This is a genomic window from Ruegeria sp. F12, assembly GCF_056533885.1.
The window spans coordinates 224,948-246,675 of sequence record NZ_JBQFOV010000001.1; the positions used below are offsets into that span (position 1 = coordinate 224,948).

At 59.9% G+C, this 21,728-nt stretch carries 22 protein-coding genes; 13 read left to right on the forward strand and 9 right to left on the reverse strand.

What is annotated here, in order from left to right; translation table 11 throughout:
* A complete protein-coding gene (locus tag ACR0CA_RS01165) occupies window positions 1–1,809 on the forward strand; it encodes an ABC-F family ATP-binding cassette domain-containing protein (RefSeq protein WP_480897213.1) in 1,809 nt (602 codons plus the stop codon).
* Here ACR0CA_RS01165 and ACR0CA_RS01170 read toward each other — a convergent pair.
* Both ACR0CA_RS01170 and ACR0CA_RS01175 read right to left on the reverse strand, forming a co-directional pair.
* Complete coding sequence (locus ACR0CA_RS01170; protein ID WP_480897214.1) at window positions 1,806–2,354, reverse strand: sugar O-acetyltransferase; 549 nt, start codon at window positions 2,352–2,354, stop codon at window positions 1,806–1,808. The two genes, ACR0CA_RS01165 and ACR0CA_RS01170, sit on opposite strands and share 4 nt — an antisense overlap.
* 9 nt (window positions 2,355–2,363) lie before the next feature.
* Window positions 2,364–3,119 carry a 3-hydroxyacyl-CoA dehydrogenase gene (locus ACR0CA_RS01175; protein WP_480897215.1) on the reverse strand — a complete coding sequence of 252 codons (756 nt, stop codon included), beginning with the start codon at window positions 3,117–3,119 and terminating at the stop codon, window positions 2,364–2,366.
* A gap of 206 nt (window positions 3,120–3,325) precedes the next feature.
* Between ACR0CA_RS01175 and ACR0CA_RS01180 the strand changes: the two genes are divergently transcribed.
* A complete protein-coding gene (locus ACR0CA_RS01180; RefSeq protein ID WP_480897216.1) occupies window positions 3,326–4,321 on the forward strand; it encodes a hypothetical protein in 996 nt (331 codons plus the stop codon).
* Between the two features lie 69 nt (window positions 4,322–4,390).
* Here ACR0CA_RS01180 and tyrS read toward each other — a convergent pair whose 3' ends face one another.
* Entirely contained in the window at window positions 4,391–5,635 is a 1,245-nt protein-coding gene (tyrS, locus tag ACR0CA_RS01185; protein ID WP_480897217.1) for a tyrosine--tRNA ligase, read from the reverse strand.
* 181 nt (window positions 5,636–5,816) lie between these two features.
* Here tyrS and ACR0CA_RS01190 point away from each other — a divergent pair, with 181 nt between their 5' ends.
* Together ACR0CA_RS01190 and ACR0CA_RS01195 are read left to right on the forward strand one after the other, a co-directional pair.
* A complete protein-coding gene (locus tag ACR0CA_RS01190; protein WP_480549080.1) occupies window positions 5,817–6,950 on the forward strand; it encodes an anhydro-N-acetylmuramic acid kinase in 1,134 nt (377 codons plus the stop codon).
* Window positions 6,951–7,147: 197 nt separating this feature from the next.
* The gene (locus ACR0CA_RS01195) at window positions 7,148–8,122 is read left to right on the forward strand and encodes a leishmanolysin-related zinc metalloendopeptidase (protein WP_170752718.1); all 975 of its coding nucleotides are present in this window, start codon (window positions 7,148–7,150) and stop codon (window positions 8,120–8,122) included.
* A gap of 65 nt (window positions 8,123–8,187) precedes the next feature.
* Here ACR0CA_RS01195 and ACR0CA_RS01200 read toward each other — a convergent pair whose 3' ends face one another.
* On the reverse strand, window positions 8,188–9,078 hold the full coding sequence (locus tag ACR0CA_RS01200; protein WP_480548246.1) for a fatty acid desaturase: 891 nt from the start codon (window positions 9,076–9,078) through the stop codon (window positions 8,188–8,190).
* A gap of 3 nt (window positions 9,079–9,081) precedes the next feature.
* Window positions 9,082–9,501, reverse strand: a complete 420-nt coding sequence (locus ACR0CA_RS01205) for a cupin domain-containing protein (protein ID WP_480897366.1) — start codon at window positions 9,499–9,501, stop codon at window positions 9,082–9,084.
* A gap of 86 nt (window positions 9,502–9,587) precedes the next feature.
* On the opposite strand from ACR0CA_RS01205, the gene ACR0CA_RS01210 reads away from it, so the two are divergent.
* Entirely contained in the window at window positions 9,588–11,006 is a 1,419-nt protein-coding gene (locus ACR0CA_RS01210) for a protein adenylyltransferase SelO (protein WP_480897219.1), read from the forward strand.
* On the opposite strand, the gene ACR0CA_RS01215 is transcribed toward ACR0CA_RS01210, so the two are convergent.
* Window positions 10,982–11,893, reverse strand: a complete 912-nt coding sequence (locus ACR0CA_RS01215; protein WP_480897220.1) for an adenylate/guanylate cyclase domain-containing protein — start codon at window positions 11,891–11,893, stop codon at window positions 10,982–10,984. The genes ACR0CA_RS01210 and ACR0CA_RS01215 overlap by 25 nt on opposite strands.
* Window positions 11,894–12,058: 165 nt before the next feature.
* Between ACR0CA_RS01215 and ACR0CA_RS01220 the strand changes: the two genes are divergently transcribed.
* The 5 genes from ACR0CA_RS01220 to ACR0CA_RS01240 all read left to right on the forward strand — a co-directional run bounded on the left by ACR0CA_RS01220 (window position 12,059) and on the right by ACR0CA_RS01240 (window position 16,153).
* Entirely contained in the window at window positions 12,059–12,763 is a 705-nt protein-coding gene (locus tag ACR0CA_RS01220; RefSeq protein WP_480897221.1) for an endonuclease/exonuclease/phosphatase family protein, read from the forward strand.
* Window positions 12,764–12,837: 74 nt separating this feature from the next.
* Window positions 12,838–13,251 (forward strand): Fur family transcriptional regulator, encoded by a 414-nt coding sequence (locus ACR0CA_RS01225; RefSeq protein ID WP_480502502.1) that lies wholly within the window; start codon window positions 12,838–12,840, stop codon window positions 13,249–13,251.
* Window positions 13,252–13,377: 126 nt separating this feature from the next.
* A complete protein-coding gene (locus tag ACR0CA_RS01230) occupies window positions 13,378–14,259 on the forward strand; it encodes a DMT family transporter (RefSeq protein ID WP_480897222.1) in 882 nt (293 codons plus the stop codon).
* A gap of 124 nt (window positions 14,260–14,383) precedes the next feature.
* Window positions 14,384–15,661, forward strand: a complete 1,278-nt coding sequence (gene eno / locus ACR0CA_RS01235; protein WP_170774461.1) for a phosphopyruvate hydratase — start codon at window positions 14,384–14,386, stop codon at window positions 15,659–15,661.
* 324 nt (window positions 15,662–15,985) lie between these two features.
* A complete protein-coding gene (locus tag ACR0CA_RS01240) occupies window positions 15,986–16,153 on the forward strand; it encodes a hypothetical protein (protein WP_170782542.1) in 168 nt (55 codons plus the stop codon).
* Window positions 16,154–16,188: 35 nt separating this feature from the next.
* On the opposite strand, the gene ACR0CA_RS01245 is transcribed toward ACR0CA_RS01240, so the two are convergent.
* The 3 genes from ACR0CA_RS01245 to mazG all read right to left on the reverse strand — a co-directional run bounded on the left by ACR0CA_RS01245 (window position 16,189) and on the right by mazG (window position 18,494).
* The gene (locus tag ACR0CA_RS01245; RefSeq protein ID WP_170782541.1) at window positions 16,189–16,638 is read right to left on the reverse strand and encodes a GNAT family N-acetyltransferase; all 450 of its coding nucleotides are present in this window, start codon (window positions 16,636–16,638) and stop codon (window positions 16,189–16,191) included.
* The gene (locus ACR0CA_RS01250; protein ID WP_170774454.1) at window positions 16,635–17,573 is read right to left on the reverse strand and encodes a nucleoside hydrolase; all 939 of its coding nucleotides are present in this window, start codon (window positions 17,571–17,573) and stop codon (window positions 16,635–16,637) included. The genes ACR0CA_RS01245 and ACR0CA_RS01250 overlap by 4 nt, the downstream gene beginning before the upstream one ends.
* Before the next feature lie 63 nt (window positions 17,574–17,636).
* Window positions 17,637–18,494 carry a nucleoside triphosphate pyrophosphohydrolase gene (gene mazG, locus ACR0CA_RS01255; RefSeq protein WP_480897224.1) on the reverse strand — a complete coding sequence of 286 codons (858 nt, stop codon included), beginning with the start codon at window positions 18,492–18,494 and terminating at the stop codon, window positions 17,637–17,639.
* Window positions 18,495–18,560: 66 nt separating this feature from the next.
* Between mazG and ACR0CA_RS01260 the strand changes: the two genes are divergently transcribed.
* The 3 genes from ACR0CA_RS01260 to speB (ACR0CA_RS01270) all read left to right on the forward strand — a co-directional run bounded on the left by ACR0CA_RS01260 (window position 18,561) and on the right by speB (ACR0CA_RS01270) (window position 21,713).
* Window positions 18,561–19,724, forward strand: coding sequence for a M20 aminoacylase family protein (locus ACR0CA_RS01260; RefSeq protein WP_480857335.1), 1,164 nt, complete (start codon window positions 18,561–18,563; stop codon window positions 19,722–19,724).
* Between the two features lie 12 nt (window positions 19,725–19,736).
* Window positions 19,737–20,702, forward strand: a complete 966-nt coding sequence (speB, locus tag ACR0CA_RS01265; protein ID WP_170774449.1) for an agmatinase — start codon at window positions 19,737–19,739, stop codon at window positions 20,700–20,702.
* A gap of 63 nt (window positions 20,703–20,765) precedes the next feature.
* The gene (speB, locus tag ACR0CA_RS01270) at window positions 20,766–21,713 is read left to right on the forward strand and encodes an agmatinase (RefSeq protein WP_480897225.1); all 948 of its coding nucleotides are present in this window, start codon (window positions 20,766–20,768) and stop codon (window positions 21,711–21,713) included.
* Window positions 21,714–21,728: the final 15 nt, after the last annotated feature.

Here is a 21,728-nt window from a genome sequence, read left to right on the forward strand (position 1 = left end):
ATGGCGAGAATTCCTTTGTTGCAGATGTCCGGCATTTCCCTGACCTTCGGGCGCGATCCGGTGTTTTCCGAGCTTGATCTGGTGGTTCAACCCGGCGACCGCGTGGCGCTGGTGGGGCGCAACGGGTCCGGCAAATCGACCCTGATGAAAGTGATGGCCGGACTGGTTGAGGCCGATCAGGGCGACATCGTGGTGCCTCCGGGCAAGTCGGTCGGTTATATGGAGCAAGACCCGGGCATGGAGGGCTTTGCCACACTGGGCGACTATGCCTCCAGCGGGCTAGAGCCGGGCGAACTGTACAAAGTCGAGCGCGCAGGCGAGGGGCTGAAGTTCGATCCAGCGCGCCTGGTCGAAACGGCCTCGGGCGGGGAGCGTCGCCGCGCGGCATTGGCAAAACTGATGGCCGAAGCGCCAGACCTGATGCTGCTGGACGAACCGACCAACCATCTGGACATCGAAGCGATTGCTTGGCTGGAACGTGAGCTGGGCTCGACCCGCGCGGCTTATGTCCTGATCTCGCACGACCGCGCTTTTCTGCGCGCTTTGACCCGTGCGACCCTTTGGATCGACCGGGGTGCGGTGCGGCGGCAGGAACAGGGGTTTGATGCGTTCGAGGCATGGCGCGACAAGATCTGGGAAGAAGAGGATCAGCAGCGCCACAAGCTGAACCGCCTGATCAAATCCGAGGCGAAATGGGCCGTTGAAGGCATCAGCGCTCGCCGCAAACGCAATCAGGGCCGAGTGCGCGCCTTGCAGGCGTTGCGGGCTGAGAAGGCAGCGCAGATCAAACGTCAGGGCTCGGCGGCCATGACGTTGGAGGCAGGGCCTAAATCGGGGCGCAAGGTGATCGAAGCCAAAGGGTTGGCCAAGGCTTTTGATTCAATACCCATCGTGCGGAATTTTGACCTGCTGGTGCAGCGCGGTGATCGTGTGGCCTTTGTTGGCCCCAACGGTGTGGGCAAGACGACGCTACTGAAAATGCTGCTAGGTCAGGAAACCCCGGATGAGGGCGCAGTCACGCTGGGCACCAATCTTGAGGTTGCGGTCTTCGACCAGACCCGTGCCCAGTTAGACCCCGAGATGACCCTGTGGGACAGCCTGACCGGCGATCCCGAAATGCGGGTTTCGGGCAAGGCCGATCAAGTCATGGTGGGCGGACAGCCCAAACATGTGGTCGGCTACCTCAAGGAATTCCTGTTCGATGAACGGCAGGCGCGGGCTGCGGTCAAATCCCTCTCGGGCGGTGAGAAAGCGCGGCTGTTGTTGGCCAAGTTGATGGCCAAGACGTCCAACTTGCTGGTGTTGGACGAACCGACCAATGATCTTGACGTGGAAACGCTAGACCTGCTGCAAGAGCTGTTGGACGATTATGACGGCACCGTCCTGCTGGTCAGCCACGACCGCGATTTTCTGGACCGTGTCGCTACTACGACCATCGCGATGGAAGGCAATGGCCGCGCCACTGTCTATGCGGGTGGTTGGTCGGATTACATAGCTCAGCGCGGCGATCTCCTGCCTAAGAAGGAAGAGAAATCAAAACCTTCCAAGCCGAAGGTCAAGCAAGAGGCGCAGCCGAAGGCGGGTCTGTCCTTCTCGGAAAAACATCGCCTTGAAAAACTGCCTGCCGAGATGGAACGGCTTGAGGCCGAGATCGGCAAGCTGGAAGAGCTGATGTCCGACCCCGAGCTGTTTACCCGCGAGCCGGTGAAATTCCAGAAAGCGACCGAGGCTTTGGTCGAGCGGCAGGAAAAACTCGCCGCTGCTGAAGAGGAATGGCTGATGCTGGAAGAAAAGGCCGAGGGCGCTTAGGCTGGCAGTACGCGGGCTGGGTTTCCAACCACGGTCTGCCCGGCGACGACATCCTTTGTGACTACGCTGCCCGCGCCGATGGTGGCATTGTCGCCGATGGTGATACCGGGCAACAGGATTGCTCCGCCACCGACCCAGACATGTTTGCCGATTGTGACAGGCAAACCAACCTCCAGCCCCTGCGCGCGATCTGCCGGATCTTTGGCATGTTGGGCGCAATAAATCTGAACATGGGGCCCGAACATCGTATCGTCGCCGATCCGGACCGGGGCCGTATCCAGAACGACGCAACCGGCGTTGAAATACACTCTGTCACCCAGATAAATGTTCATCCCATAGGCACAGTGAAACGGTGCTTCTAGCAAACAGTCTGCGCCCACATGACCCAAGAGGGCGCGGAGTTCCGGCGCCATGTCGGTGCGCCGGTCCGGCGGGCTGGTGTTATGGGCATGAACAGCGCGTCTGGCCTGATCGCGCAAGGCGTTCAGTTCCGGGTCCAGGCAGCAATACCACTGCCCGGCCTCCATTTTCTCGCGCTCTGTCATGGCGCAGGCCTACCGCATCCTGAGCGCACCGTCGATGCGGATGACCTCTCCGTTCAGATAGCCCATTTCCACGATGAACCCGGCCAGCCGCCCGTATTCGTGCGGGTCGCCAAGGCGGGCAGGGTTAGGCACGTCCGCGGCGAGTTGTTGTTGCACCTCTTCCGGCAGTCCGGCCAGCATCGGCGTCATGAAGATGCCCGGTGCAATCGCCATCACGCGGATACCGGTCGAGGCCAGGTCACGCGCCATGGGAAGGGTCATTCCCACGATCCCACCTTTTGAGGCCGCATAGGCCGTCTGCCCCTTTTGCCCGTCGAACGCCGCGATAGAGGCGGTGTTGATGATCACGCCGCGTGCTCCATCGGGGTCGGGGTCATTCTTGGCCATCTCAGCCGCTGCAAGGCGCGAGACGTTGAACGAGCCGACAAGATTGATGTCGATGGTCCGCTGAAACGCGTCCAGAGGGTGCGGGCCGTCGCGTCCAACGGTCTTGATGCCCAAGGCGATGCCTGCGCAATTCACAGCTACCGTGACACGCCCCATTTTACTTGTCGCAAATGCAACGGCTTCGGTCACCGATGCCTCGTTGGTCACATCGGTCTGGACAAAGTGACCACCGATTTCGTTGGCGACATTTGGGCCTCGGTCGGCATCGCGGTCCAGAATCGTGACCTGCGCACCCTGATCAGCGAAGTGGCGCGCGGTTGCCTCGCCCAGACCCGACGCTCCGCCGGTGATGAGTGCGGCTGTGTTGGACAGGTGCATTGCGGGCTCCTTTGCAAAATATGAACACCTGTTCAATAACGTGTCGCCACCCTGTCTGTCCAGTGACTGGTTGCAGGGAAGGGGCAGTGCCACGAGCAAATATAAAGGCGTCTTCATGTTTGGCTCATGTGGGGATCACGTCCAATCGCCACTTCGTGACCGAAGAAACTTTGCAATTCGCGTGTTTGGTGAATGGAGGTGCTGTGATGCGTAATGTTTTGAAAGGTGCGGCCGGAGGGCTTTTAGTTGTCCCCTTGGCGAGTGTGATGTTTGTGGGTGAAGCCTCGGCCGCGCCTGAAGTGTGCAATTGGAAAACCGCGCGCGATGTGACCAAAAGCGGGGACTACGCGGCCTTGTGCGACTGTGCGCAAGTGACGCCCAGCTTTTTGGAGCGGTTGCAAAAACAGAGTGATTTTCTGACCACTTTGCAGGTAACGGGCGAACAATGTCCGGGGCTTGCAGGTTTGCTAACAGATGTGCCGACTGCCTCGATCGGATCCAACGCTCCGCTTGGGGAAGATCGTGACAACGAGCAGTCGGCCGATGCAGGGCCGGGTGTCGGCGGTCCGGGCGGTGGCGGAAACCCTGGTGATGGGCCGGGTGACGGTGGCGGCGGCGATGGGCCCGGTGATGGTGGCCCCGGTGACGGGCCTGGTGACGGCGGAGATGGGCCGGGTGATGGTGGTGGCGGCGACGGACCAGGTGATGGTGGCGGTGGCCCCGGCAATGGTGGTGGACCCGGCAATGGCGGCGGTGGTAACGGCGGAAATAATGGCGGTGGCAACGGCGGCGGCAATGGCAACGGCGGAAATAATGGCGGTGCCAACGGTGGCGGAAACGGCAACGGTGGGAACAATGGCGGCCCCGGAAACGGGAACGGCAATGGTGGCAACCCTGGTAACGGCGGTGGCAACAATGGCGGCTCCGGTCCCGGCACCGGTAATGGCGGCGGCTCAGGCAACGGCGGCGGCGGCAACAATGGCGGTGGCAACGGCGGCGGCAATGGCAACGGTGGGAACAATGGCGGCCCCGGAAACGGTAACGGCAACAACGGCAACCCCGGTAACGGTGGCGGCAACACTGGCGGGTCCGGCCCAGGCACCGGTAATGGCGGCGGCAACAATGGTCAGGGCGGCGGCTCGGGCAACGGTGGCGGCGGAAACGGTAACGGCGGGAACAATGGCAACCGTGGGAACCGCTGAGACAGGCCAAACCTGAAACGACGACGGCCACCCATTTGGGTGGCCGTTTTTCTTAGCGTAGAACTGAGCTTAGCCCAGTTGCACCAGCGCGTGGCGCTTTTTACCCGCGCTCAGTTTGATAGGAGACGACAGCGCACCGGCGTCGATCATCAACCCTGCGTTAGTCAGCGGCGCGTCATCCAGTTTGGCTCCGTTTTCGGCGATCAGGCGCTTGGCCTCTTTGCCGGTTTTGGCCAGGCCTGATTTCACGATCAACTGCACGATCGAAGTAGGTAGATCATCTGCGCGCAGCGTCAGCGTTGGAAGATCATCGCCCACGCCGCCTTTTTCAAACACTTCGCGGGCGGTCGCCGCGGCGGTTGCGGCGGCATCGGCCCCGTGCAGCAGAGCAGTGACTTCGTTGGCGAGGCGGATTTTGGCCTCGTTGATCTCAGATCCTTGCAACGCGGCCAGACGGTCGCATTCATCCACCGGAAGTTCGGTGAAGATCTTCAGGAACCGGCCAACATCCGCATCGGTGGTGTTGCGCCAGAACTGCCAGAACTCATAGGCTGACAGCATGTCACCGTTCAGCCAAACCGCACCGCCCTGCGACTTGCCCATCTTGCGGCCGTCGCTGGTGGTCAGCAGCGGTGTGGTCAGGCCGTATATCTCGTGATCCAATACGCGGCGGGTTAGGTCGATACCGTTGACGATGTTGCCCCATTGGTCCGAACCGCCCATCTGCAGAACGCAGCTATAGCGGCGGTTCAGCTCAAGGAAGTCATAGGCCTGCAGGATCATGTAGTTGAATTCGAGAAAGCTCAGCGATTGTTCGCGGTCCAGCCGCGATTTTACGGACTCGAACGACAGCATCCGATTGACCGAGAAGTGCCGCCCGATATCGCGCAGGAAATCGAGGTAGTTCAGGCTGTCCAGCCATTCCGCATTGTTCAGCATCAGCGCGCCGGTCTCGCTGTCATCATACGACAGGTACTTGGCGAAGACCTTCTGCATCCCTGCGATGTTGGCGTCGATCTGTTCGGGCCCCAGCAGGGGGCGTTCATCCGACCGGAACGAGGGGTCGCCCACCTTGGTCGTACCGCCGCCCATCAGAGTGATCGGCTTGTGGCCGGTCTTTTGCAGCCAGCGTAGCACCATGATGTTCATCAGGTGGCCCACATGCAGCGACTGCGCGGTGGCGTCATAACCGATATAGGCTGTTTGCACCCCACTGATCAGCGCTTCGTCAAGGCCCTGATAATCGGTGCAGTCGGCGAGAAAGCCGCGCTCGATCATCGTGGCGATGAAATCCGATTTGGGGTGGTAGGTCATATCCGTGCCCTTTGGGTTTATGTTGCGGGGCAGTGTATAGGCGGTGGGGGTGGCAAGGAAAAGGCACCTTTTGCACGAAAAGCGCGGGCCGGGCCCGATGTGGCTTGCACTGTCTTCGCGTTACCGTGCAGGCTGAGGCCAAAGCGCCGGATCAACGGGCGTGACGAACACGAGGGCAAACATGGGTCGGGCGATCAGCAAAACAGGCGCAGTCAGGGCATTGGGCGCCATGTCGGGCACGTCTCTGGACGGTGTTGATACGGCTGTGGTCGAAACCGATGGTGTGCGCATTCTGGGCTTTGGTCCCAGCGGATACCGGGCCTATTCAGATGCCGAGCGCGCCGTTTTACGGGCCGCGCTGGGCCAGTGGCACGGGCCCGACGTCGATGCCGCTGCCGAGCTGGTGACGGTTGCCCATGCCGAGGCGCTGTCCGAGTTCGACGAGATCGACCTGATCGGCTTTCACGGTCAGACCCTGGCGCATGAGCCGCGCGGGCGTGGGACGTTGCAAGTGGGCGACGGCGACGGTCTGACCCAGGCGCTGGGTGTTCCGGTCGTGTGGGATTTCCGCAGTGACGACGTGGCGATGGGGGGAGAGGGTGCTCCGCTGGCGCCGTTCTTCCATTTTGCCTGCGCCAAGTGGATCGGCGCGACCGAACCTCTGTGCTTCCTGAACTTGGGCGGAGTGGGGAACCTGACCTATGTGGACCCCAGCTTTGACGGCCCCGAGGCTCCCGGTGCGTTGCTGGCCTTTGACACCGGCCCGGCCAATGCGCCCGTGGATGACCTGATGCAGGCGCGGCTGGGCCTGCCGATGGACCGGGACGGCGCGCTGGCCCGCCAAGGGTCGGTCGAGGCAGGCGCGCTGGAGCTGTTCCTGTCCGAGCCGTTCTTTCGCAAGATGCCCCCCAAATCGCTGGACCGGAACGACTTTGCCGAGATGATCCGTCTGGTGCAGGAACTATCGGACGCCGACGCCGTGGCGACCCTGACCGGCATGTGCGCCGCAGGCGTGATGCAGGGGATGGAGCATTGCCCCAAACCCCCCGCGCGCGTGCTGGTCACGGGTGGAGGCCGCCGCAACCCGGTGCTGATGGACATGCTGCGCGCGGGCCTCGATTGCGCAGTCGAGCCGGTCGAGGCCGTGGGTCTGGACGGGGACATGCTGGAAGCCCAAGCCTTCGCCTACCTCGCCGTCCGTGTGGCGCGGGGCCTGCCGACCTCATGCCCCGGAACCACAGGCGTCAGCGCGCTTGTGGGAGGAGGCGTAGTGAGTAGTGTCGAGCGTATTGAGGACTCGATTAAGCGTTTTTAGGTCACTCTATGTGTCACACCAATAACTATCATCTAGTGTGCTTTATGCAAACAAAGCCTAGATTTATTGGTCTATTGTTGTGAAATGAGTGCGCTAAATTCGCGTCAAGTCACATTTTAGTCATTTTCTTTTGTTTGGATTAGATCCTCGAAAATAAACTGGGTGGCGGTATTCGACTAGGCTCGAGGGAGAAGGGTATGCCATCTGAAAACAGTGGAAATTTCCTTGACTACGTGAAGTCATCAGGCGCGGGAGCTTCGCGTCTGCATGAATCCGAAAATAACAAACAATCCATCGGAACTTTGAGCGGTGATCTGCTGATGATCGATGAGTCAGCGGCCGCCAGGGGCAGCAAAGGGCCGCCAGCAGGCATAGGCGGCGGGGGTGAAACCGAAACAGAGGTTGTCACGGACACGTACATCACCGGTCAAGGCGACGGAATCGACGACAGCCTTCAATACAATATTGAAGTCCGGTTTGTAGGTGACTGGCCTGAAGATCTGAAGTCAGTGTTCATTGCGTCCGCAGACTATTTGGCTTCGCTTGTTGATGGCGATATCGAAGACGCTGTCGATGGAGAAGGGAACCTCTACGACGACCTCGTCATCATGGCGGATTTGGATGCAATAGACGGAGAAGGCGGCGTGCTGGGGCAGGCGGGTCCGACCGCAATACGCTCTGATACTGGTTTGCCAGCTTTGGGAGAAATGACGTTCGACGAAGCGGACGCTCTGGCGTATCATGATGCCGGGCAATTCGATGATATTGTTCTGCATGAAATGATGCATGTCATGGGTCTTGGTACGCTTTGGGACTACTACGGTCTGGTATCGACTGTGGTGGACGACAATGGCACCAGACGGCCGACTGATGACATAGTGACCAGCGTTTATACCGGTGATGCAGCGAACTCAGCTTATGTCGGCTACTTCACTGAAGACGATTTCTTGTTTGTAGAGACTGACGGTGGGTCGGGCACAGCAGGAGGACACTGGGACGAAGAAGAGTATCAGGATGAGCTGATGACCGGGTATATCGGGTATGTGGCAGATGATGGCTCGTATGATGCCACCAACTATTTGTCAGATTGGTCAGTCGCGTCCCTAGAGGATCTTGGTTATGTCCTTGCGGAAGGTGCGGCTGGCATCGAAAACGAAATCGCACTGGCCTAATATTCTGGTCACAAGCTGTTTGATGACGTCTGGTTGCTAGCCATCCAGAGCAACCGCCGGTGTTGTTAGCTCCTTACTTTGCGGATGTACGCGCTTGTAAAGTTAGAATACCCGTCTGACGTCGATTTCAAATGCGCTCTGGTCCATTCGTGCAACGCCGGAAGCTGATGGAAGGGGACATTCGGAAAAGCGTGGTGCTCGGCGTGGTAGGGCATGTTCCAGGCCAGAAAGCGGATCAGGCGGTTGGTGAAGGTGGTGCGGGAATTCTCGAGCATATTTGCGACCGGCGGGCAGAGTCCGTGTTCGGCCAGAAGGTACAGCCTTAGAAAGGGCTGGCCGACCAGAACGGGGAGCAGCCACAGCCACCACAGCACGGGTGATATAAACAGGCTGACAAGCGCTAGGGCGTAGAGGCCCAGTAGCACCCGCGCCTCCAGCCGCATGGCTTTGTGCTGACGCGCCGGTAGATAGGGCGCGTGGATCCGACCGCAGGCATTTTGCACCAGAACCTGCGCCATGGCACGCCAATAGGGCCAGCCGCTGAGGTAAATCAGCAGGCTGGACCAATTGTCGGGCTTGGGTTTGCCGCCCAGTTCGGGATCATTCTCGGGGTGGTTGGTCCATTTGTGATGGGCCAGGTGAAAATACCGAAACCAGACAAAGGGCAGGGCAATCGGAATCGCCACCAGATGGCCCACGACCTCATTCAGCCAAGGGGATTTGAACGGCGTCTTGTGCGTGCATTCATGGCTGAGGGTGAACAGGAACACCAGCAGGATACCCTGAGGCAGGATCAGCAAAGGCCATAAAGGCACCTGCGCAATGATGCCGATACTGGTGACAGACAACGCCAGTAGATACAGCGCCAGATGCCGCAGCCCGGCCGTGTTGGACCGCTCTTGCAGTTTGTCTTTCGCCTCGGGCGGGATCGACGCGATGAGGGCGCGGTGATCCATGGCTTAGCCCTTGGGGATGTCGAAACCGGGCGCGGCCAGCTCAAACCCGTCGAACTCGAATCCCGGGGAAACCGTGCAGCTGACTAGCGTATAGGCGCCGGTGCTGCGCGCGGCCTGCCAATGACTCTTGGGGACGATCAGTTGCGGCGCGCCTTGTGTCAGGTCGGGGGACAAGAGGTGCTCGGTCGCCGGGCCGTCATCCGAGGCGCTGAGCGACAGGATTAGCGGATCGCCCGCGTGGTACAGCCAGATCTCAGTCGCATCGACGCGGTGCCAGTGGCTGCGCTCCCCTTCGGCCAGAAGGAAGTAGATACAGGTGCCGGTGGCGCGTCCCGCATTGTCGGCGCGCCATGTCTCGCGGAACCAGCCGCCTTCGGGGTGGCGTTGCAGGTTTAGGTGGTCGATAATCTCTTGTGCGGTCATGGTGCCCTCGGGGTATTTGAGGCGATTATGCACGGGATTGCGTGATCCGCTATGGTATTCGCGTGGATGAGGAATATCTTTGTCGCATGACCCTGACGATCCCGTTTGACAACAGCTACGCCCGCCTGCCCAACAGTTTCTACGCCCGGCAGGCCCCAGTGCCTGTGCGTGCGCCACAACTGATCGCCTTTAACACCGATCTGGCGAAGGTCCTGCGGATCACGCCAGGCGAGGTGCAGGACATGGCCGAGGCTTTTGCCGGCAATACGCTGCCCGAGGGGGCCGAACCCATCGCGCAGCTTTATTCGGGGCATCAGTTCGGCAACTACAATCCCCAATTGGGGGACGGGCGTGCGGTTTTGCTGGGTGAGACCGTTGGAACAGACGGTCTGCGCCGGGACATTCAGCTGAAAGGGTCTGGCCCCACGCCCTTTAGCCGTCAAGGGGATGGGCGCGCTTGGTCGGGGCCTGTTTTGCGCGAATACGTGGTGTCCGAGGCGATGCACGCGCTGGGCATCCCCACGACGCGGGCCTTGGCTGCTGTCGAGACGGGCGAGGTTGTTTTCCGCGAAGAACCCATGCCGGGCGCGGTTCTGACGCGCGTCGCGCGTAGCCATTTGCGCGTGGGTACGTTTCAGGTCTTTGCCGCGCGGGGGCAGTTGGACAGCCTGCGCCGACTGACCGACTATGCCATCCAACGCCACTATTCGCAGGCAGAGGGGCCTTTGGGTCTGTTGCGCGCCGTGGCGCAGGCGCAATCTGAACTGATTGCCGGGTGGATGAGCGTGGGCTTCATCCATGGGGTGATGAACACCGACAATTGCTCGATTGCCGGTGAGACTATTGATTACGGCCCCTGCGCCTTCATGGACAGCTATCATCCGAATACGGTCTACAGCTCGATCGACCGGATGGGGCGCTATGCCTATTCGAACCAACCCGGCATCGCGGTGTGGAATTTGGCGCAACTGGCGACGGCCCTGATCCAGCAGATAGACGACAAAGAGGCCGCTGTGGAAGAAGCGACCGAGATCGTTCACGCCATGCCCGATCTGATGGAACAGCATTGGCTAACGCGGTTCCGGGCCAAGATCGGGCTTGTGACCGAGGAGGACGGGGATCGGCAACTGGTTTCGGACCTTTTGGCGCGAATGGCGCAGAACCAGGCCGACTTTACAAATACCTTCCGCGCGCTGGGCGGTGATACTGCGCGCGATCAGTTCACAGACCCGCAAGCCTTCGATCAATGGGCCGATGCTTGGCAGGCGCGGCTGCAGCGGGAAAACGATCCGCGTGCCACGATGATGTCGGCGAACCCGGTGTTCATCCCGCGCAATCACCGTGTCGAGCAGATGATACAAGCAGCCTTACGGGGCGATTATGCCCCGTTCCACCGTTTGAATGATGTGCTGTCGCGCCCCTATGAGGATCAGCCTGACGCGATCGACCTGACGCGCCCGCCCTCAGAAGGCGAAGTGGTTCACGCCACGTTTTGCGGCACCTGACGACGGCCTAGGATCTCGAATTCTAAACAGGCCTCGGAATGTTCGAGGGGCAATGTGGGAGAGATCAGGCCGCTATCCGCCAGCATGACAGTTTCACGCTTAAGCTGGATTTCCCGCCCGCCTTCGGATTTGACATAGGTGCCTGATGTGCTGCGATCCGACAGGATCAGCCTGCCGTCTTTCATGGTGATCACCATATGCAGACGGGACACCCAAGGCTGGCTGAGCACCACGTCGCATCCCGGCGATCGACCAACCGTCAGCTCGCCATTGTCGGGGTAGCTCCAGCTTTGGCCCTCGTGTCGCAACACCAGCGTCAGGTGCTCGGGCGCGGCAAGATTGTCTTCGGTGCGGCCATAGGATTGGGGCAGGCGGGTTTGGGTGAAGGAATTTGCCGTAGGGCTGATCAGCGAATGCGCCGCGAATTGTTCGGTCAAACCCTTGAGGTTGAGCTGACCCAGCGGGGTCAGCATCTGGCGCGCGCCGTTGTGCAGCAATGCGGCGGCCTCGTCACTGACGCAGGCCTCGCCGGGATTGGCCACAGAGGCAAGACGGGCGGTTACGTTCACGGCCTCGCCATAGACACCCTTTTCCGCAATGACGATCGGCCCACAGTGAACGCCGACATGGACCGACAGCGAGGTTTCGGGCGATCCTTCGATCAGGGTCAGAACGGCGTTGATTGCCGCATTCGCATCCTGAAAATAGCTAAGAACATCGTCCCCCTTCTGACCGACCTGCACCCCACCATGCTCAAACAGGACGCGCCGAAGGCGATCCAGTTCCAACTGGATCAGCCTTTGTGCCTCGGCATCGCCTACAGCCTTGTACAAAGGCGTGCTGCCGGAAATATCAGCAATGACCAGGGTCGCGAAGGTGGTGCTCACGTGGAGTCCTCGGTTTGGGCTGGCGGTGTTTGGACTGTTATGCCAAAGGGTATACAAGGCGAAAACCCTCTTGCACATCCGATCCTTACAACACGCGCGGAAATTTAATGTTGCGCTGGGCGCAGGGCGTGGCACTGTTGCGGGCAGATATTTGACCCGAGCGCTATGACATCCACGCCAACACTTCGCATTGCCAGCTACAACATCCAAAAATGCGTCGGGCTTGATTTCCGCCGCCAACCGCAGCGCATCATGCAGGTCATCGACAATATGAAGGCCGATATCGTGGTGTTGCAGGAGGCCGACAAACGCCTGCCACCGCGCCCCGCAGCCCTGCCGCATTTCATGCTGGACGAGGCCGGATGGCAGATTGTCGATCTGGGCGGGGCAGGCAGTCTGGGTTGGCATGGAAATGCGGTGATCTGGAAGGGTGACACGATCCAAGTGCGACAGACCGGACATCACGACCTTCCGGGGCTGGAGCCTCGGGGGGCGGTGCGGGTTGAATTCGACACTCCCATCGGGCCGCTGCGTGTGATGGGAATGCATCTGGGCCTACTGCCCGCATCGCGCCGTCAGCAGATCACCCATATCCGCCGCTGTGACGTTGTCCTGGCGCAGATGCCTACAGTCTGGGCCGGGGATTTCAACGAATGGTCACGTCAGCCGGTGCTGGACCATCTGGCGCCTGACATGCGGTTTCTGCCTCCGGTTCCCAGCTTTCCCGCAGCGCAGCCTTTGGGCGCGCTGGATCGCATCGCGTTGGGCGCGGGGCTTGAGGCAGTGGTGCATGGCGTTCACGATGCGCGACCTGCGCATATCGCCTCGGACCATTTGCCGATCTGGGCCGACCTGCGGCGCGTTGCCTAAGATACAATTCCCCTGTGGCGCAGAGTGCGCAGACGTATTAAGACAGAGAACCGAATACACCCCGAGGGTCACTCATGTCCGACACGATCATCGCCCGTTGCGAGGCCAAGGGCCTGCGCATGACAGGTCAGCGCCGCACCATCGCCCAGGTGCTGCAACAAAGCGAGGATCACCCGGATGTAGAAGAACTGTATGCCCGCGCTTCAAAGGTCGATGCAGGGATCTCCATCGCGACGGTCTATCGCACTGTGAAGCTGTTCGAAGAAGCCGGGATTCTCGAGCGTCTGGAATTCGGTGATGGTCGCGCGCGTTATGAGGATGCCGAACGGGACCATCACGACCATCTGATCGACATGCAATCGGGGCAGGTCATTGAATTCGTCGACCCCGAGATCGAGGCTTTGCAGGAAAAGATTGCGGCCAAGCTGGGCTATAAGCTGAAAGGCCACCGGCTGGAACTCTATGGTGTTCCGCTGGAACAGGACTGATTCATCACGAACCGCGAACGGTGACCGCACGCGAATTCATGTATTCCGTGCGGATAGGGCTTGCCTGACCAAGCGGCGTTCGATTTCTGTGATCGGGCGAACAGCACTCCTTTGACGGATCGGATCATGAACAACGTAAACGGCATCTTGATGGTCGTCGGCGCAATGGCGGCCTTTGCGCTTGAGGATATGTTCATCAAGCACCTGTCGGCCTCGGTGCCGACCGGTCAGATCATGATTTTGCTGGGTGCGGTGTGCGGCCTGATCTTTGCGGTGATGACCGTCGTAACGCGCAAGCGCATCTTTGATCGGGCTGCGTGGCGCCCCTTGCCACTTATCCGCGCAGGCAGTGAAGGGGTCGGTGCGATTGCCTTTGTGACTGCGCTGGCCTTGGTCGATCTGTCCACAGTCGCCGCCGTGTTCCAGGCATTACCGCTTGCCGTCACTGTCGGCGCGGCGCTGTTTCTGGGCGAACAAGTCGGCTGGCGCAGGTGGAGCGCGGTCTGCGTCGGGTTTCTGGGCGTTTTGATGATCATCCGCCCCGGTCTGGCCGGGTTCCAGCCCGAGACCCTGTTGGTGGTGATCAGCGTTGTCTGTATTGCTGCCCGCGATCTGATTACGCGGCGACTGGACGCTGATATCGCCTCGTCCGTGGTGGCGATGCAGGCCTATATCGCGGCGATCCTGGGTGGATTGGTGCTAATGGTGGTTCAAACACAATCGCTGGTGCCGATCGCAGGCCCGCAGATGGGGCCGTTGACTGGGGCCGTCCTGTTTAGTGTTTTGGGCTACTACGGCATCGTCACGGCGATGCGAGTGGGGGACGCCTCGGCGCTGACTCCGTTCCGCTATACACGGCTGGTGTTTTCGATCACGGCGGGCATGATCATGTTCGGCGAACGCCCGGATCTGATGACCATTGCTGGGGCCTCGTTGATCCTGGGATCGGGTCTTTACACTTTCCTGCGGGAACGTCGTTTGGCGCGGGTCATGGTGGCTGCGGCTTGACGGATCGTCGCAGGTTTGCGCAAACACCTGCTGCGCAATGTGTTAGCGTTAACATGAATGGTTTACTTTTTGCCCGGTGATGGTATGAGGCGTGCAACGGATTGCAGCCACAGGGACGGGCCTCATGAGCACGATTATCGACATCCACGCACGCGAAATTCTGGACAGCCGGGGCAACCCGACGGTCGAGGTGGACGTGATCCTGGAAGATGGCACCATGGGCCGCGCGGCTGTGCCCTCGGGCGCGTCTACCGGCGCCTATGAAGCGGTGGAAAAGCGTGACGGTGACAAGGCGCGCTACATGGGTAAGGGCGTGCTGGAAGCGGTCGCTGCCGTGAACGGCGAGATTGCCGAGGAGCTTGTGGGTTTTGACGCGACTGAACAGGTCGCCATCGACCAGGCGATGATCGAACTGGACGGGACCGAAAACAAAGGTCGTCTAGGCGCAAACGCTATTTTGGGTGTCTCTTTGGCGGCAGCCAAAGCGGCGGCGGATTTTACCACCCAGCCTCTGTACCGCTATGTGGGTGGCACCTCGGCCCGCGTTCTGCCAGTGCCGATGATGAACATCATCAATGGCGGCGAACATGCCGACAACCCAATCGACATTCAGGAATTCATGATCATGCCGACCTCGGCCGCGAATATCCGCGAGGCGGTGCGCATGGGGTCCGAAGTGTTCCACACACTGAAAAAAGAGCTGTCCTCGGCCGGTCTGGCCACCGGCGTCGGTGATGAGGGCGGCTTTGCCCCCAACATTGCCAGCACGCGCGAGGCGCTGGATTTCATCCTGAAATCCATCGAAAAGGCTGGCTACAAACCGGGTGAAGAAATCCACCTGGCGTTGGATTGCGCCGCGACCGAATACTACAAAGACGGCAAATACGTGCTGGCGGGAGAGGGCACAACACTGACGTCCGAGGAAAACGCGGCCTATCTGGCGGCGCTGGTCAATGATTATCCGATCATCTCGATCGAAGACGGCATGTCCGAAGATGACTGGGACGGCTGGAAAGCTCTGACCGACGCCATCGGCAACGAGGTGCAATTGGTGGGTGACGACCTGTTCGTGACCAACCCTGAACGTCTGGCCGAAGGCATCGATCGCGGCTGTGCGAACTCGATGCTGGTCAAAGTGAACCAGATCGGTTCGCTGACCGAGACGCTGCGCGCAGTCGATATGGCCCACCGCGCGCGGTACACCAACGTGATGTCGCACCGTTCGGGCGAGACCGAGGACGCCACCATTGCAGATCTGGCGGTTGCGACCAATTGCGGTCAGATCAAAACCGGCAGCCTCGCGCGGTCGGACCGGCTAGCCAAATACAACCAGCTGATCCGCATCGAGGAATCGCTAGGTGAGGTCGCAGAATATGCGGGGGCTTCGATCCTCAAACGCTGATCGTACCAAAAAACGCAAATAGGCCCGGTCTTCGCTGGAAGGCCGGGCTTTTTCGTCTCTCGCCCTGAACTCGTGGGGAATCGGTTATGCGGATTGTCCGATCCGCACCCTTTATGCGCGTTGAAAACCTCGTGCTGTCGCCTGAAAAGTGCGCGCAGGTTACGTTAGGTAAAGAATCTTCAATTTTTCGAAAAATTTTTGTCCAACGTTTGCAGGTAGTTGCCAACATTGTGGCAACATAAAGGCAATTTTGTGTGAACTTTTCCCTATTTGGGCGAGGCCGCCAAACCCTAACCTGAGGTCACTACTCGAAAGGAGAATACCATGACTGGTTCCAAATTCCTTCTTGCGGCAACAGTGATTAGTACTGTTTTTCTGGCGGCCTGCTCGGCACCAGGTGTTTACCCGGTTTCAGGGCAGTCAGTTTCGGCAACCGACCCCGTCAAAGACATGGATGCGCCGATCTATATGTATAGAGGCGAGTTGCGCTAACGTGCTGTCGCTGGGGGGCTGACAAAAGACTGCTATCAGAGCTTCTTGCTCATCAATACATAGCGATCGCGCGGTTTGAAGCCGGTGCGCAGATATAGGTTCTGCGCGGTTTCATTGGTGCGGTCGACCTCAAGGTGCAGGGCGGTCAGCCCGGCACTGGCAAGGGCTTTGGGCAGGTCCAGCAGCACCTCGGTGGCGATGCCGCGACCCCGCACGGCGGGGCGGATGTAAATCTCGTCGATAAAGGCGTCCATTCCGCCGAACTCGACAGACCACCCAAAGGTCAAAACCGCGTATCCAAGCGGTGCACGCGCCGGGCCGATCAAATATACGCAGCCATGGGGAATACCGTCCAGCAGCGGTGCCAGCGCGTTGCGCCGGTGATCAGCGTCCTGATCGATGCCCGCTTCGGCGTGAAAGGCGGCGACAAGGGTCATCAGACGGCCCAGATCCTCAGGCCGGGCGAGTTTAAGTGCAGCACTCATAGTCGAGCCAGCCGTTCGGTTAGCAGATCGAAGAACCCTTGTGCATCGACGCTGCCCATGAACATGGCGTTTGCCGGGCGATCTGTGACGCGCCACCAATCGGCAACGGTCATGCCCAGTGTCAGCTCGGACTGGGTCTCGATCTCGACATTTATGTGACGGCCCGAGAATAGCTCAGGCCGGATCAGATAGGCGGTCACGCAGGGATCGTGCAGGGGTGCGCCCTCCGATCCGTATTTTTCCTTGTCGAACCGTTCGAAGAAATCAGTCATCTCGGCCACTGCGTGTCCGACCTTGCTGTCCAGCGCGCGGAAGGCGTCGTTGCGGTGTGGCGTGACCAGCGCGTCATGGGTCACGTCCAGTGGCATGACAACGATGTGCGCGCCGGATTTGAACACGATATCAGCGGCTTCAGGGTCGACATAGATATTGAATTCCGCTGCCGGAGTGATGTTGCCGACCTCAAAGTACGCCCCACCCATCAGCACGATTTCCTGTACCCGGTCAACGATATCGGGGGCCTTGGTGAAAGCCGTCGCAATATTGGTGAGCGGCCCCAGTGGGCATAGAGTCACCGTGCCCGGCTCATGCGCGCGCAGGGTGTCGATGATGAAATCGACCGCGTGCCCTTGGGCCAACGGCATTTGCGGATCGGGCAGAACGGGACCGTCCAGTCCGGTTTTGCCGTGCACATGTTCTGCTGTAACCAAAGGGCGGTTCAGCGGCCGATCACAGCCTGCATAAACCGGCACGTCCGTGTGGCCGGCCAGTTCGCAGACGATGCGCGCGTTCTTGGCGGTTAGCTCCAGCGGCACGTTCCCTGCGACGGCTGTTACGCCCAGCAAGTCGATTTCATCCGGGCTGGCCAGCGCCAACAGGATGGCAACGGCGTCGTCCTGACCGGGGTCGGTGTCGATAATGATTTTGCGCGGCATGGGTGTCTCCGGGGGTCGTGAAGAGCGGACACTCGCAAGTGTCAAAGCACTTGTCCAGCGGTTTCAGACCCCCGTGGCGACATCCACCGGCGGGAGTTTGCCATTGTCGCGATGCTCCTCGGTTTTCACCTCGTCCCACAGGGCATCCATCTCGGCCAGATCGCTTTGGCTGGGTGTTTTACCGCGTTCGGCCAGGCGGGATTCGACCTGTTCAAAGCGGCGGGTGAACTTGGCGTTGGTGCGGCGCAGAGCGGCCTCAGGCTCGATTCCCAGATGACGGCCCAGATTGACGATCACGAACAGCAGATCGCCGAATTCATCTTCGAGCGCGTCGGCATCCATGCTGTCGCGGGCCTCTTCCAGTTCGGCGGCCTCTTCGGTGATCTTGGCCAACACATGGCTGGCGTCGGGCCAGTCGAACCCCACGCGCGCGGCGCGTTTTTGCAGCTTGTGCGCGCGCAGCAGGGCAGGCAGGTTCGCGGCCACACCGTCTAGCGCGCCTTTCTGTTCCTTACCTGCACGTTCCGCTGCCTTGATCGTTTCCCAATCCAGCGTCTGCTGTTCGGCAGACTTGTCGCGGGATTCGTCACCGAACACATGTGGGTGACGCGCAACCATCTTGTCGGACATGGTGCGGACCACGTCCTGAAAGGTGAAATGCCCAGCTTCTTCAGCCATTTGTGCGTGAAAGACCGATTGGAACAGCAGGTCGCCCAACTCTCCCTTCAGCTCGTCATAAGCCTCGCGTTCGATAGCATCAGCGACCTCATAAGCTTCTTCGATCGTGTAGGGAGCGATGGTGGCGAAATCCTGTTCGATGTCCCACGGGCAGCCGGATTGCGGGTCGCGCAGGCGGCGCATGATCTCCAGCAGACGTTCGATGCCTGCGTCTTTATCGTGGATCAGAGGATTTTCGGCCATTGCGAACCCTTTCGTTCCGGTGTCAGATGCATCCATTCCGCAGACCGCAACAGGAGTCCACCCCAGATGCCCGTCGTCAACCGAATTGCCGATTATACCGCCGATATGACCGCGTGGCGGCAGCACCTGCATACGATCCCTGAACTGAAATTCGAATGCCATGAAACGGCAGCTTTCGTGGCCGAGCGTCTGCGTGAATTCGGTGTGGACGAGATTCACGAGGGGATCGCCACCACCGGCATCGTCGCCATTATCAACGGGCAGGGCGAAGGGCCTACCATCGGTCTGCGCGCTGATATGGATGCGCTGCCGATCCCTGAGGAAACCGGGGTGGACTATGCCTCGACCAAGCCGGGGAATATGCACGCCTGCGGTCACGACGGACATACGACAATGCTGCTGGGCGCGGCGCGCTATCTGGCCGAGACGCGGAATTTTTCAGGCCGCGTGGCCCTGATCTTTCAACCCGCCGAAGAGGATGGCGGCGGCGCGGGCGTCATGGTCGAGGAAGGCATCATGGAGCGGTTCGACATCTCTCAGGTCTACGCCCTGCATAATGCGCCGGGCGTGCCCGAGGGGATGTTTCAGACCAATACCGGTCCGATCATGGCTGCGGTGGACACGTTTGAAGTTCATATTCAAGGTGTCGGCGGCCACGGGGCGATGCCGCATGAAACCCGCGATCCTGTGATGGCAGCCTGCGGGATTGCGCAGGCGATTCAGACCATTGTCAGTCGCAACAACTATGCGCTGGACGATCTGGTGGTCTCGGTCACTCAGATCCATACCGGTTCGGTGAACAACGTGATCCCTGATACTGCCTATATCAACGGTACCGTGCGCACCTTTGATCCGAGTGTACAGAAGATGGTGATGGATCGAATGGCGCAGATCGTGCAGGGTCAGGCGCAGTCTTACGGGGTCGAAGCTCGGCTGGATTATGAGGTCAATTACCCCGCCACGATCAACGATGCCGCCAAGGCTGAATTCGCTGCCGATGTGGCGCGCGATATCTCGGGGGATGAGCGCGTGCTGACCGAGGTTCCGCCGATGATGGGGGCCGAGGATTTCTCATTCATGCTACAATCGCGCCCCGGTGCCTATCTGTTTGTGGGGCAGGGTGATGGCGCCGGGCTGCACCATCCGAAATACAACTTCAACGATGAGATCGCGCCCATCGGGGCATCCTTCTTTGCGCGGATCGTCGAAAAGGCACAGCCACTGGGCTGATAAGGGAAAGACATGGGACTGGAAGACGCAAAAACTCAGGTGGATGAGGCATTCACCAACCCCGACCTCAAGGGGCTGTCGTTCGAGAATACCTTTGGTGGAGCGACGTCGTTTCTGCGGCGGCTATACACCAAGGACCTGAAAGGGGTGGACATCGCCGTGACCGGCGTTCCGTTCGATCAGGCGGTGACGAACCGCCCCGGCACCAGGCTGGGCCCGCGCGCAATCCGCGAGGCCAGCGCGCTGCAGTCGCCCGACGCGCCCTACGGCTGGCCCTTTGATGCACTCAGCGAGTTGGCCATCGTAGACTATGGCGACATGGCCTATGACTATGCCAATATCCCAGCCTTTCCCGACACGCTGACGGATCATATCCGCACCATTCTTGCCGCCGATGTGGCCTCGGTCACTTTGGGCGGGGATCACTATATCAGTTTCCCGATCCTGAAAGCCTATGCCGAGAAATACGGGCCCATGTCGCTGCTGCAATTCGATGCGCATACGGACACATGGGCCGATGACGATATGACCCGCGTGGATCACGGGACGATGTTTTACAAGGCGGTAAAGTCGGGGATCGTGGACCCTAAGCGATCCGTTCAGGTGGGTATCCGCACCACCAACGAGGACACGCTGGGCGTCAACATCATCGATGCGCGTGAGGTCTACGAATCCGGCCCCGCTGCCGTGGCGCAAAAGATCAAAGAGATCATGGGCGATAGCCCAGTTTACTTGAGCTTCGACATCGACGGATTGGATCCCGCATTTGCCCCCGGCACCGGTACACCCGTCTGGGGTGGTCTGAGTTCTATTCAGGCGCAGATCATCTTGCGTGACATTGCCGGGATCAACATCAAGGGCGGCGATGTAGTCGAGGTCTCTCCGCCTTTTGATACCTCGGGCGCGACGGCGATCGCCGGTGCCCATGTGGCAACGCAGATTATTTGTCTTTTGGGATGGAACAAACTGCAGCCTTAACCATTGGTTAGCCATCTTTCCGGTATCACCTTAGCCAAAAGGTCGGACGGGAGAGATACGGGCATGACACAGTTTAACCAACCCCTCAGCGGCAATGATCTGGCGCGGTTTTCGGGGCCGAACACGTTCATGCGCCTGCCGCAGGCGGAGTCTCTGGCGGGGCTGGATGTGGCCGTGCTGGGCATTCCGATGGATATCGGCACCTCGTGGCGGTCGGGCACGCGGTTCGGGCCAAAACAGATCCGCGCCGAAAGTGCGATGATACGGCCCTATAACATGGCCAGTTTTGCCGCGCCCTTTGACAGCCTTCAGATCGCCGATATTGGCGATCTTGCGATCAACACGTTTTCATTGGAAGAAAGCCTGAAGATCATCAAGGAAAGCTATGACGCCATTCTGGCGCAGGGGGTGACGCCAGTTGCGATGGGCGGCGATCATTCGATCACCCTGCCAATCCTGCGGGCGATCGCGGCCAAGCACGGGCCTGTGGCGCTGGTGCATGTGGATGCGCACGCCGACGTGAATGACGAGATGTTTGGCGAGCGTGAAACCCATGGCACCGTCTTCCGCCGCGCCTATGAAGAGGGCCTGATCGTCCCCGACAAGACCTTTCAGATCGGCATTCGCGGCTCGGGCTATGCGGCGTCAGATTTCACCCAGGCCAAGGGCTGGGGTTTCAAGCAATTCCCCGCGTGGGAGTTGTGGCAGCAGAACCTGACGGTAATCGGCGCGCAAATTCGCAATGAGATCGGAGAGCATCCGACCTATATCACCTATGATATCGACAGCCTTGATCCGGCCTTTGCGCCCGGCACCGGTACGCCTGAGATCGCCGGATTGACCACGCCGCAAGCTCTGCAATTGCTTCAAGCTTTGAGTGGGGTGAACGTGGTGGGCTGCGATCTGGTCGAGGTGTCTCCGCCCTATGACCCTGCGGGGACGACGGCGCTGACGGCGGCAAACCTGCTTTTCGAACTGCTATGCATCCTGCCTAGCGTGACGTCACGGTAAGGGGGCGCTTGGTGC

Bases quoted from the DNA above. Each gene is read 5' to 3' on its own strand.
- ACR0CA_RS01165 (WP_480897213.1), top strand. From the start codon at position 1: ATGGCGAGAATTCCTTTGTTGCAGATGTCCGGCATTTCCCTGACCTTC.
- ACR0CA_RS01170 (WP_480897214.1), bottom strand. From the start codon at position 2,354: ATGACAGAGCGCGAGAAAATGGAGGCCGGGCAGTGGTATTGCTGCCTG.
- ACR0CA_RS01175 (WP_480897215.1), bottom strand. From the start codon at position 3,119: ATGCACCTGTCCAACACAGCCGCACTCATCACCGGCGGAGCGTCGGGT.
- ACR0CA_RS01180 (WP_480897216.1), top strand. From the start codon at position 3,326: ATGCGTAATGTTTTGAAAGGTGCGGCCGGAGGGCTTTTAGTTGTCCCC.
- tyrS (WP_480897217.1), bottom strand. From the start codon at position 5,635: ATGACCTACCACCCCAAATCGGATTTCATCGCCACGATGATCGAGCGC.
- ACR0CA_RS01190 (WP_480549080.1), top strand. From the start codon at position 5,817: ATGGGTCGGGCGATCAGCAAAACAGGCGCAGTCAGGGCATTGGGCGCC.
- ACR0CA_RS01195 (WP_170752718.1), top strand. From the start codon at position 7,148: ATGCCATCTGAAAACAGTGGAAATTTCCTTGACTACGTGAAGTCATCA.
- ACR0CA_RS01200 (WP_480548246.1), bottom strand. From the start codon at position 9,078: ATGGATCACCGCGCCCTCATCGCGTCGATCCCGCCCGAGGCGAAAGAC.
- ACR0CA_RS01205 (WP_480897366.1), bottom strand. From the start codon at position 9,501: ATGACCGCACAAGAGATTATCGACCACCTAAACCTGCAACGCCACCCC.
- ACR0CA_RS01210 (WP_480897219.1), top strand. From the start codon at position 9,588: ATGACCCTGACGATCCCGTTTGACAACAGCTACGCCCGCCTGCCCAAC.
- ACR0CA_RS01220 (WP_480897221.1), top strand. From the start codon at position 12,059: ATGACATCCACGCCAACACTTCGCATTGCCAGCTACAACATCCAAAAA.
- ACR0CA_RS01225 (WP_480502502.1), top strand. From the start codon at position 12,838: ATGTCCGACACGATCATCGCCCGTTGCGAGGCCAAGGGCCTGCGCATG.
- ACR0CA_RS01230 (WP_480897222.1), top strand. From the start codon at position 13,378: ATGAACAACGTAAACGGCATCTTGATGGTCGTCGGCGCAATGGCGGCC.
- eno (WP_170774461.1), top strand. From the start codon at position 14,384: ATGAGCACGATTATCGACATCCACGCACGCGAAATTCTGGACAGCCGG.
- ACR0CA_RS01240 (WP_170782542.1), top strand. From the start codon at position 15,986: ATGACTGGTTCCAAATTCCTTCTTGCGGCAACAGTGATTAGTACTGTT.
- ACR0CA_RS01245 (WP_170782541.1), bottom strand. From the start codon at position 16,638: ATGAGTGCTGCACTTAAACTCGCCCGGCCTGAGGATCTGGGCCGTCTG.
- ACR0CA_RS01250 (WP_170774454.1), bottom strand. From the start codon at position 17,573: ATGCCGCGCAAAATCATTATCGACACCGACCCCGGTCAGGACGACGCC.
- mazG (WP_480897224.1), bottom strand. From the start codon at position 18,494: ATGGCCGAAAATCCTCTGATCCACGATAAAGACGCAGGCATCGAACGT.
- ACR0CA_RS01260 (WP_480857335.1), top strand. From the start codon at position 18,561: ATGCCCGTCGTCAACCGAATTGCCGATTATACCGCCGATATGACCGCG.
- speB (WP_170774449.1), top strand. From the start codon at position 19,737: ATGGGACTGGAAGACGCAAAAACTCAGGTGGATGAGGCATTCACCAAC.
- speB (WP_480897225.1), top strand. From the start codon at position 20,766: ATGACACAGTTTAACCAACCCCTCAGCGGCAATGATCTGGCGCGGTTT.